The 10,073-nt window shown below is 69.9% G+C and carries 8 protein-coding genes; 4 read left to right on the forward strand and 4 right to left on the reverse strand.

The features are described 5' to 3' along the window. Nucleotides 1–32 precede the first annotated feature (32 nt). The 4 genes from ACQPZP_RS39925 to ACQPZP_RS39940 are packed head-to-tail and all read left to right on the forward strand — an operon-like array spanning nt 33 to nt 3,850. A complete protein-coding gene (locus tag ACQPZP_RS39925) occupies nt 33–2,396 on the forward strand; it encodes a nitrate- and nitrite sensing domain-containing protein (protein ID WP_433474809.1) in 2,364 nt (787 codons plus the stop codon). Beyond that, nucleotides 2,396–2,818: a roadblock/LC7 domain-containing protein gene (locus ACQPZP_RS39930; RefSeq protein ID WP_433474810.1), complete on the forward strand. Its 423-nt coding sequence runs from the start codon at nt 2,396–2,398 to the stop codon at nt 2,816–2,818. Before ACQPZP_RS39925 ends, ACQPZP_RS39930 begins: the two co-directional genes overlap by 1 nt. Then, the gene (locus ACQPZP_RS39935; protein ID WP_433474811.1) at nt 2,815–3,255 is read left to right on the forward strand and encodes a DUF742 domain-containing protein; all 441 of its coding nucleotides are present in this window, start codon (nt 2,815–2,817) and stop codon (nt 3,253–3,255) included. Before ACQPZP_RS39930 ends, ACQPZP_RS39935 begins: the two co-directional genes overlap by 4 nt. Beyond that, nucleotides 3,236–3,850: a GTP-binding protein gene (locus tag ACQPZP_RS39940; protein ID WP_433474812.1), complete on the forward strand. Its 615-nt coding sequence runs from the start codon at nt 3,236–3,238 to the stop codon at nt 3,848–3,850. The genes ACQPZP_RS39935 and ACQPZP_RS39940 overlap by 20 nt, the downstream gene beginning before the upstream one ends. 85 nt (nt 3,851–3,935) lie before the next feature. Here ACQPZP_RS39940 and ACQPZP_RS39945 read toward each other — a convergent pair whose 3' ends face one another. The 4 genes from ACQPZP_RS39945 to nuoL are packed head-to-tail and all read right to left on the reverse strand — an operon-like array spanning nt 3,936 to nt 10,072. Then, nucleotides 3,936–4,937, reverse strand: a complete 1,002-nt coding sequence (locus tag ACQPZP_RS39945; protein ID WP_433479753.1) for a polyprenyl synthetase family protein — start codon at nt 4,935–4,937, stop codon at nt 3,936–3,938. Nucleotides 4,938–4,986: 49 nt separating this feature from the next. Further along, nucleotides 4,987–6,582: an NADH-quinone oxidoreductase subunit NuoN gene (nuoN, locus tag ACQPZP_RS39950; protein ID WP_433474813.1), complete on the reverse strand. Its 1,596-nt coding sequence runs from the start codon at nt 6,580–6,582 to the stop codon at nt 4,987–4,989. After that, nucleotides 6,579–8,159 carry an NADH-quinone oxidoreductase subunit M gene (locus ACQPZP_RS39955; protein ID WP_433474814.1) on the reverse strand — a complete coding sequence of 527 codons (1,581 nt, stop codon included), beginning with the start codon at nt 8,157–8,159 and terminating at the stop codon, nt 6,579–6,581. Before ACQPZP_RS39955 ends, nuoN begins: the two co-directional genes overlap by 4 nt. Beyond that, nucleotides 8,156–10,072, reverse strand: coding sequence for an NADH-quinone oxidoreductase subunit L (gene nuoL, locus ACQPZP_RS39960; RefSeq protein WP_433474815.1), 1,917 nt, complete (start codon nt 10,070–10,072; stop codon nt 8,156–8,158). The genes ACQPZP_RS39955 and nuoL overlap by 4 nt, the downstream gene beginning before the upstream one ends. Nucleotide 10,073 lies beyond the last annotated feature (1 nt).

The following is a 10,073-nucleotide window of genomic DNA, read 5'->3' on the forward strand; positions in this document are numbered from 1 at the left end:
TGACCGCAAGGGAGGGGATCAACCTCCTCTGGGTGAGCACGCTGAACACGGTCGTGAACGCGTCCAACCCGATGCTGGTCGAGCTGCAGAACGAGCGCCGCCTCACCGTGGTCTATCTCGCCGGTCCCAACCAGCACGAACGCAATGCCATGGTGGCCCAGCGGAGCAAGACCGACAAGACCGTGGCGACCATGATCAGCCGTACCGAGAGCGCCTCGGTCAAACGTGCCGCCGACGACGCGCTCGAGAACCGCATGGCGGAGGCGGTCAAGCTCCTGCGGAGGCTCGGCGACTACCGCCAGGCCGTGGACTCGGGCGCGATGGGGCGCGGCCAGGCGTTCCAGAGCTACACGGCCATCAACGAGACCGTGTACCGCGTGTACGACTCCATGGCCACCCTGGACGACGACGACTTCGCCGACGTCGTGCGCGCCGCCATCGCGGTCGCCCGTAGCGGCGAGCTGCTCACCCGCGAGGATGCGCTGGTCGCCGGCATGCTCCAGAGCGGCCGGCTCAGCTCGGACGACCTGCAGGCCGTCGACCAGTCCATCGCCATCCGGCGCTACGCCTTCGACCAGGCGATGGTCGGGCTGCGCGACACCGAGCACCGCCAGTACCAGGAGATGACCTCCAGCCCCCAGCTGGCGGCGATCAAGGCGATGGAGGACCGGCTGCTCCAGACCCGGCCGGGCCAGCTCCCGCGGGTCACCGCCGCGCAGTGGCGGCAGGCCACCCAGGCCGGGCTGGCGGACATGAACCAGAGCATCAACGAGGCCGGTGAGCGCACCGTCGACCGGGCCACGCCGCTCGGCGTCGGGGTCGTCGTCCGGCTGCTGCTGGCCGGCGGTCTCGGCCTGCTCGCGGTCATCGCCTCCATCATCGTGTCGATCACCACCGTCCGTGCCCTGGTCCGCCAGCTGGAGCGGCTGCGCGACGCCGCCGCGGAACTGGCCGAACAGCGGCTGCCCGGCGTGGTCGAGCGGCTGGGCCGCGGCGAGAAGGTGAACGTGGCCGCCGAGGCCCCCGAGCTGCAGTTCGGTGACGACGAGATCGGCCAGGTGGGCAAGGCGTTCAACCAGGTCCAGCAGACCGCGCTGGCCACCGCCGTCGAGCAGGCGGAACTGCGCCGCGGCATCCGCGACGTCCTGCTCAGCCTGGCGCGCCGCACCCAGACCCTGGTGCACCGGCAGCTGACCATGCTGGACACCATGGAGCGCCGCCGCGACATCGAGGTCAAGGAGCTGGAGGAGCTGTTCCGGCTCGACCACCTCGCGACCCGCATGCGGCGCAACGCCGAGAACCTCATCGTGCTGTCCGGCGCGCTCCCCGCCCGCGGCTGGCGCAACGCCGTCCCGATGGTGGACGTCGTCCGCGCCGCGGTCGGCGAGGTCGAGGACTACACCCGCGTCACCGTGCTGCCGTTCGGCCCGGTCGAACTGGCCGGACGCGCGGTCGGCGACGTCACCCACCTGCTCGCCGAGCTGATCGAGAACGCCGTGTCGTTCTCCCCGCCCGACACCGTCGTGCAGATCGGCGGGCACCTCGTCGCCAACGGCTTCGCCATCGACATCGAGGACCGCGGGCTCGGCATGACCGAGGACAAGCTCGCCGAGATCAATGAGCGGATCGTCGATCCTCCCGAGTTCAACCTGCGCAGCTCCGTCCAGCTCGGCCTGTTCGTCGTCGCGAAGCTGGCCGAGCGCTACGGCGTGCGGGTCTCCCTGAAGCGCTCGGCCTACGGCGGCACGACGGCGGTCGTCGTCATTCCGCAGGAGCTGATCGTCGAGAGCGGCACCGAGAAGGCCCCCGCCACCGCTACCACCACCACAACCACTGAGAACGGACTGGCCGTCCGGCAGCCCGCGCCGGTCGCCTCCGGCACCGGCGGCCAGTCCACGGAGACGCAGGCGGAGACGCGCGGAGTGGCGACGCTCAGCCGGCAGCAGCCCGCGCCTCCAGCCCTCGTCGCCGTGCCGCCACCCCCCTCCGTCCCGGACGACGTCAGCGAACCAGACGGTCCGGACACCCATGACAGCGCCTCGTCCACCGGCGGTTTCGCCGCGGCGGACCCGCCCGGTGAGTCCGGCCCCCCCGCCGTCTCCGGAGTGGCGAGCGCCGCGGATCCCGAGATCAGTCACCCGGAGGACGAGCCAGCCGTGTCCGAAAGCTCCACCACTCCATCCGGCCTGCCCGTGCGGGTTCCCCAGGCCAACCTCGCGGCGCCGCTGCAGACCGACGAACCGGTCGTCGCCGAGCCGGACGAGCCCGACGATCCCGGACGCTCGCCCGAGGAGATTCAGCGGATCATGGGTTCCTACCAGCGCGGCACCCGCCTTGCGAGGACGGCGGTCGAAGCCCGCGGCAACGAAGCACCTGAAGGCGAGGACGATCAGTGATGCAGAAAGCGGGTTCGGCGTCCGATCTGGGCTGGCTGCTGGACGACCTGGTCCACCGTGTGCCGCACGCCCACAACGCGGTGGTGCTGTCCGCGGACGGCCTTCTCATGGCGTCCTCGCGGGGGATGAACCAGGATGACGGCGAGCATCTGGCGGCCGTGGCCGCCGGCATCCAGAGCCTGGCCAAGGGTGCCGGGACCCGGTTCGGCGGCGGTCCCGTCCGGCAGACGATCATCGAGATGCAGTCGCAGTTCATGCTGGTGACGGTGGCCGGCAAGGGCGCCTGCCTCGCCGTGCTGGCCGACGAGGACGCCGACGTCGGCCTCATCGCCTATGAGATGGCGATGCTCGTCACGAGCATGGGCGAACATCTCACCTCGCCGTCGCGTTCGGAGACCCCCGCGGAGGGCCGCCCCACATGATGCCGCCCGAAGATCCCACCTCAGATCTCTGGCCGGAGGATCCGTCGCTTCAGCCGCAGCCGCAGCCCGAAACACCGGAGCGCTGGCTCGACGACCAGGCCGGCCCCATGGTGCGTCCCTACGTGATGACGAGCGGACGGATCGAGCCGACCCGCGGCAAGTTCGATCTGATCACTCTCGTGGTCTCGGTCCACGCTGAACCGGACACCACCATCGGGCTCGGGCCCGAGCATCTGGCGATCATCCAGCTCTGCCAGAACGTCATGTCGGTCGCCGAGCTCACCGGCCATCTCGACCTGCCCGTCGCGACCGTGCGGGTGATGCTCGGCGACCTGCTCGACAAGGGGTTCGTCTCCATGCAGGAACCCGAACCGGAGGCGGACATGCACGACATCAGGCTCTACAAGGCGGTGATCGATGGTCTCCGGGCCCTCTAGGCGCGACATGCGCGCCCGTCGGCTCCCCACCGCGGTCAAGATCGTGATCGCGGGTGGTTTCGGGGTCGGCAAGACCACGATGGTGGGCACGGTCTCCGAGACCCAGCCGCTGCGCACCGAGGAGATCCTCACCGATGAGAGCATCGGCGTGGACGACATCTCCGGGGTGGAGCGCAAGAACACCACCACCGTCGCGATGGACTTCGGCCGCATCACCATGCGGGACGAGTACGTCCTCTACCTGTTCGGCACCCCCGGCCAGGAACGCTTCTGGTTCATGTGGGACGAGGTCGCCCTCGGCGCCCTCGGCGCCGTCGTCCTCGCCGACACCCGCCGCCTGTCCGACTGCTTCCCGTCGGTCGACTACTTCGAGCGCCGCAACACCCCGTTCGTCGTCGCCGTCAACTGCTTCGAGGGCGCCAAGCGCTTCGACCTGGCGGAGATCCAGATGGCCCTCAACCTGGGCCCCAAGGTTCCCGTCATGCTCTGCGACGCCCGCCGCCTCGCCTCCTGCAAGGAGGTCCTCATCAAGCTCGTCCTGCACGCCATGAAGTCCCGCGGAGTCACCGAAGAACCAGAACCCCAGAACGCCTGAAACACAGACGCGGGGCCGTGTGCGGTGCCGACCGACGTCGGCGCCGCACACGGCCCCGCGTAGTGACACGGGCGCGGGGGTGGGATCAGCCCGTGCGGCTTACCACGTAGTCGCAGAGGTTGGTGAAGGCTTCGCGGGCGGGGATTTCGGGGAGGGTGAGGAGTTCGGTGCGGGCGTCCTCGGCCCAGCGGCGGAGGTCGGCGCGGGCGCGGTCCATGGCGGGGTGCGCGCGCAGCAGGGCGAGGGCCTCGGCGTGGAGTGCGTCGTCGGTGAGGTCCTGGACGAGGAGGTCGCGGAGGCGGGCGTCGTCCGGGCCGGAGCCGATACCGGCGAGGACGTGGTGCATCGGGAGGGTGCGGATGCCTTCGCGAAGGTCGGTGCCGGGGATCTTGCCGGACTTCTCGGTCTCCGAGTCGATGTCGAGGATGTCGTCGGAGAGCTGGAAGGCGATGCCGATCTTCTCGCAGGCGGAGGTCACGGTGTCGACGACGTGGGCGGGGGCCCCGGAGAGCAGGGCGCCGAACTGACCGGAGACGGCGATGAGGGACGCGGTCTTGTCGGCGACGACCTGCAGGTAGTGCTTGAGGGGGTCGGCGTCCGGGGTGGGGCCGACGGTCTCCTGGATCTGGCCGCGGACGAGGCGGGCGAACGCGCGGGCCTGGATGCGGACGGCCTCGGGGCCGAGGTCGGCGAGCAGGTCGGACGCGCGGGCGAACAGGTAGTCGCCGGTGAGGATGGCGACGGTGTTCGTCCAGCGGGAGTTCGCCGACTGCTGGCCGCGGCGGACGGTCGCCTCGTCCATGACGTCGTCGTGGTAGAGGGTGCCGAGGTGGGTCAGCTCGACGACGACGGCGGCGGGGACGACGCCGGGCGCCGACGGGTCGCCGAAGTGGGACGCGAGCAGCACCAGCATCGGCCGGAACCGCTTGCCGCCCGCCTCGACGAGATGCCGCGAGGCCTCGCTGAGCAGCGGATCCTCGCCGCGCACGCACTCCTGGAGGAGTGCCTCCACGGAGGCCAGGCGCTCCTTGGCGTCGGCCGCGAGCGCGGCGTCGACGGGAAGCCCGAACGGGCCGGTCTCCTCGATGGCCGGCCCGCCGGACTTCTCAGCGGATGGGTTGCTCACCCAAGACTCCCTACCGGACGAACATGTGGGTCGTGGCGGTTCCCGCGAGGTCCAGAACGGGCTGCGGAATCACGCCGAGTACCACAGTAGCCGTCACACCGAGGGCCACCGCGACCGCGGTCGCCGGCCCGGCCACCACGACCGGCCCTTCCGCGTCCGGCTCGCTGAAGAACATGACGACGATCACACGGACGTAGAAGAACGCGGCGACGGCGGAGGAGATCACCGCGACGATCACCAGGGGCGTCGCACCCTCCTCCACGGCCGCCTTGAACACCGCGAACTTCCCGGTGAACCCGCTGGTCAGCGGGATTCCGGCGAACGCCAGCAGGAAGAAGGCGAACACGCCCGCGACGACCGGGGACCGCTTGCCGAGCCCCGCCCAGCGGGACAGGTGCCCGGCCTCGCCGCCCGCGTCCCGCACCATCGTCACGACGGCGAACGCGCCGATCGAGGTGAAGCCGTAGGCGACCAGGTAGAACAGGGTGCTCGACAGGCCGTCCGGGGAGCTGGCGATCACGCCCATGAGCAGGAAGCCCGCGTGCGCGATGGACGAGTAGGCCAGCATCCGCTTGATGTCGGTCTGCGTGATCGCGATGATCGACCCGGCGATCATGGTGAGAATCGCCACACCCCACATGAAGGGCCGCCAGTCCCACGTCAGCGTCTCGAACGCGACGTAGTAGACGCGCAGGATCCCGCCGAACGCGGCGACGACGGTGCAGGACGCCATCAGCGCCGTGATCGGGGTCGGGGCGCCCTGGTAGACGTCCGGCTTCCACATGTGGAACGGAACGCCGCCGAGCTTGAACAGCAGCCCGACGGACAGCAGCGCGACGCCCGCGAGGAGCAGGGTCTCGCTGCCCGCGTCCTTGCTGATCTGCGCGGAGATGTCCGACAGCCGGACGGACCCGGCGTACCCGTAGAGCAGCGCCGTCCCGTACAGGAAGAACGCCGAGGAGAACGCGCCGAGGAGGAAGTACTTGACCGCCGCCTCCTGGGAGAGGAGGCGCCGCCGGCGGGCGAGCCCGCACAGCAGGTACAGCGGCAGCGACATGACCTCCAGCGCCACGAACATGGTGAGCAGGTCGTTGGCGGCGGGGAACATCATCATGCCGCCGACGGCGAACATCATCAGCGGGAACACCTCGGTCTGGGTGATCCCGGCCTCGGTGGTGCGCTGCTCGGCCTCGCTGCCGGGCAGGGCGGACGCCTGCGCGGCGAAGTGGCCGCCGACGATGCCGGACTTGCCGTTCCCCCGCTCGGCGATCAGCAGGAGGCTGACGAGCGCCAGCACCAGGATGGTGCCCTGGATGAACAGTGTGGGGCCGTCCACGCCCAGCGCGCCCTCGGCGGCGACGTGGTGCGGGTTGTCGCGCCACGCGAGCGCGATCGTCCAGGCGAAGCCGCCGGCGAGGCCGAGGAACGCGAGCGGCACCTGGGCGTAGTACCGCCCGTTCCGGCCGACGAACGCCTCGACCAGCACGCCGGCGACGGCGACGCCGAGGACCAGCAGCAGCGGGCCGATCTGCCCGTACTCGATGTGCGGCGCGGGGATGTCACCCCCCTGCGCGAGGACGCCGCTCACCTGACTGGTGGTGCTCATGGACGGGCTCCGTTCTCGGCGACGTTACCGGTGATGTCCGGCGCCGGATCGTGCCTGTCGACCCGGGCCAGCGTGTGGTCCACCGACGGGTTGATCACGTGCAGCACCGGCTGCGGGAAGAAGCCCATCGCCACGATGATCGCGATGATCGGGGCGACGGCCCACTTCTCCCGGGCGGACAGGTCCTTCATGCCCTCGACCGCGGGCACCTTCGGGCCGCCCATGGTCCGCTGGTACATCCACAGGACGTAGACGGCGGCGAGCACGACGCCGCTGACCGCGAGGGCGCCCGCCCACTCGTAGCGGCTGAACGTCCCCACGATGACGAGGAACTCCGACACGAACGTCGACAGGCCGGGCAGCGACAGCGCGGACAGGCCGGCGATCAGGAACATCCCGGCGAGGACGGGCGCGACCTTCTGCACCCCGCCGAAGTCGGAGATCCGCGCCGACCTCCGCCGGACGATCATGAAGCCGACGATGAGGAACAGCGCGCCGGTGGAGAACCCGTGGTTCACCATGTACAGCGCGGCGCCGGACTGCCCCTGCGACGTCATCGCGAAGATGCCGAGCACGATGAACCCGAAGTGCGACACCGACGTGTAGGCGATGAGGCGCTTCATGTCGACCTGGCCGATCGCGAGGATCGCGCCGTAGATGATGCTGAGCACCGCGAACCCGAGCACGACCGGGGTCGCCCACTTGGCGGCGCCGGGGAACAGCTCCAGGCAGAACCGGAGCATCCCGTACGTGCCGACCTTGTCGAGGACGCCGACGACCAGCACCAGCGCACCGGCCGGGGACTGCTGCGCCGCGTCCGGCAGCCAGGTGTGCACCGGCACCATCGGCGCCTTGATCGCGAACGCGACGAAGAAGCCGAGGAACAGCCACTTCGCCGTCGTCGGGTCGACGTTCATCTTCGACAGCTCGTCGAACATGAACGTCCCGTGCCCGAGGCCGCCGTCGTCGACGGACTTGGCCGACAGCGGGTACAGCCAGATGACGGCGACGAGCATCAGCAGCCCGCCGAACAGCGAGTACAGCAGGAACTTGACCGCCGCGTAGGAGCGCTGCGCGCCGCCGTAGTACCCGATGATGAAGTACACCGGGATGAGCATCGCCTCGAAGAAGACGTAGAAGAGGAACACGTCGGTCGCCGCGAAGACGCCGATCATGGCCGCTTCCAGCGACAGCAGGAGCGCGAAGTACGTCTTCACCGACCGCTTCGCCGGGACGTCCACGCCGCCGGACCGGTCGGCCTCGCTCCACGACGCCAGCATGACCAGCGGGACGAGGATCACCGACAGCAGGATCAGCACCAGCGCGACGCCGTCGACGCCGACCGCCCAGTGGACGCCGAACTCCTTGATCCACCAGTACTTCTCGGTGAACTGGAAGCGCGGCCCGCCCGCGTCGAAGTCCGCCGCCATGACGCCGGTGAGGGCGGCGACGACGAGGGAGACGCCGAGCGCGAACTGCTTGACCAGCGCCTCCCGCTCGCGCGGGATGGCGCTGAGCAGCACCGCGCCCGCCAGTGGCAGCGCGATGAGCACGCTCAGCCAGGGAAAGTCGCTCATGACACGTTCACCACCAGGAGCGCCGCGACCACGAGGGCCGCGCCGCCCAGCATCGAGAGGGCGTAGGAGCGGGCGAAGCCGGTCTGGACGCGGCGGAGCCGGCCGGAGCTGCCGCCGACGCCGGCGGCCGTTCCGTTGACGGCGCCGTCGACGCCGCGTCCGTCGAACCAGACCGCCAGCCTGGTCAGCCACTGGCCGGGACGCATCAGCAGCGACTCGTTGAGCGCGTCGCCGTAGAGGTCCTTGCGGGCCGCGACGGTGACGAAGGATCCCTTGGGCGCCTCGCGCGGCACCTTCCGGGCCCCGTACTGCGCCCAGGCGATCCCGGCGCCGACGATCATCAGCACGAAGGTGGCGACGCCGGGCGCGGTGATCCACGCGAACTCGTGCTCGTGCTCGGGCTTCCCGACGACCGGTTCGAGGAAGTCGGCGAACGGGCCGAGGACGAGGTACCCGCCCGCGAAGACGGACCCGAAGGCCAGCAGGATCAGCGGCCAGGTCATGACGGCCGGTGACTCGTGCGGGTGGGCGTCCTCCTCCCAGCGCTTCTCACCGAAGAACGTCATGAACATGACCCGCGACATGTAGTACGCGGTGATGCCGGCGCCGATCAGCGCGCACGAGCCGAGGATCATCCCGGACGTGCCGCCCTTGTCGTACGCGGCCTCGATGATGCCGTCCTTGGTGAAGAAGCCGGAGAACGGCGGGCAGCCGATGATCGCGAGGTAGCCGAGCCCGAACGTCACGTAGGTGAGCACCATCACCGAGCGGAGCGCGCCGTAGTGGCGCATGTTCACGTCGTCCTTCATGCCGTGCATGACGGAGCCGGCGCCGAGGAACAGGCCCGCCTTGAAGAAGCCGTGCGCGATGAGGTGCGCGATGGCGAGGACGTAACCGGGCTTGCCGAGGCCGGCGGCGAGGTGCATGTAGCCGATCTGCGACATCGTCGACCCGGCCAGCGCCTTCTTGATGTCGTCCTTGCCGCACCCGATGATCGCACCGGCGAGCAGCGTGGCCGCGCCGACGATCGTCACCACCAGCTGCGCGGTGTCGGACATCTCGAAGATCGGCCCGGACCGGACGATCAGGTAGACGCCCGCGGTCACCATCGTCGCCGCGTGGATGAGGGCCGACACCGGGGTCGGGCCCTCCATCGCGTCCAGCAGCCAGGACTGCAGCGGCAGCTGCGCCGACTTGCCGCACGCGCCGACCAGGAGCAGCAGCCCGATCGCCGTGGCGGTGCCGGTGCCGAGGTGGGACGCGAGCCCCACGTGCTCGGCGCCGGTGCCGAGGATCGGCTCGTAGTCGATGGTGCCGAAGGTGGCGAACATCAGTGCGATCGCGATGATCAGCCCCATGTCGCCGACGCGGTTGACGACGAACGCCTTCTTCGCCGCGGTCGCGGCCGTCGGCTTGTGCTGCCAGAACCCGATCAGCAGGTAGGAGGCGAGACCGACGCCCTCCCAGCCGAGGAACATGATCAGGAAGTTGTCGCCGAGCACCAGCAGCAGCATCGCCGCGACGAACAGGTTCAGGTAGGCGAAGAACCGGCGCCGGTCGGGATCGTCGGCCATGTAGCCGACGGAGTAGATGTGGATGAGCGAGCCCACCCCGGTGATCAGCAGGACGAAGCTGATGGACAGCGGGTCCACCAGCAGGTTCACGCCGATCTTGAACGAGCCGACGTCGATGAAGTCCCACAGGTGCAGGGTGCGGCGCCGGGTCTCGGCGTCGTACCCGAGCATCTGGACGAACATCGCGACGCCCACCGCGAACGACGCGAGCGACATCGTGACGCCGAGCAGATGGCCCCACTTGTCGGTGCGCCTCCCCCCGAGCAGGAGGATCGCGGCGCCCGCGAGCGGGAGCGCGATGAGAAGCCAGGACGCGGCCTGGACACCTTCCGCTTTCATC

It is taken from the genome of Spirillospora sp. CA-142024 (genome assembly GCF_050942325.1).
Classification (GTDB): Bacteria; Actinomycetota; Actinomycetes; order Streptosporangiales; family Streptosporangiaceae; genus Spirillospora.

Bases quoted from the DNA above. Each gene is read 5' to 3' on its own strand.
- ACQPZP_RS39930 (WP_433474810.1), top strand. From the start codon at position 2,396: ATGCAGAAAGCGGGTTCGGCGTCCGATCTGGGCTGGCTGCTGGACGAC.
- ACQPZP_RS39935 (WP_433474811.1), top strand. From the start codon at position 2,815: ATGATGCCGCCCGAAGATCCCACCTCAGATCTCTGGCCGGAGGATCCG.
- ACQPZP_RS39940 (WP_433474812.1), top strand. From the start codon at position 3,236: ATGGTCTCCGGGCCCTCTAGGCGCGACATGCGCGCCCGTCGGCTCCCC.
- nuoN (WP_433474813.1), bottom strand. From the start codon at position 6,582: ATGAGCACCACCAGTCAGGTGAGCGGCGTCCTCGCGCAGGGGGGTGAC.
- ACQPZP_RS39955 (WP_433474814.1), bottom strand. From the start codon at position 8,159: ATGAGCGACTTTCCCTGGCTGAGCGTGCTCATCGCGCTGCCACTGGCG.
- nuoL (WP_433474815.1), bottom strand. From the start codon at position 10,072: ATGAAAGCGGAAGGTGTCCAGGCCGCGTCCTGGCTTCTCATCGCGCTC.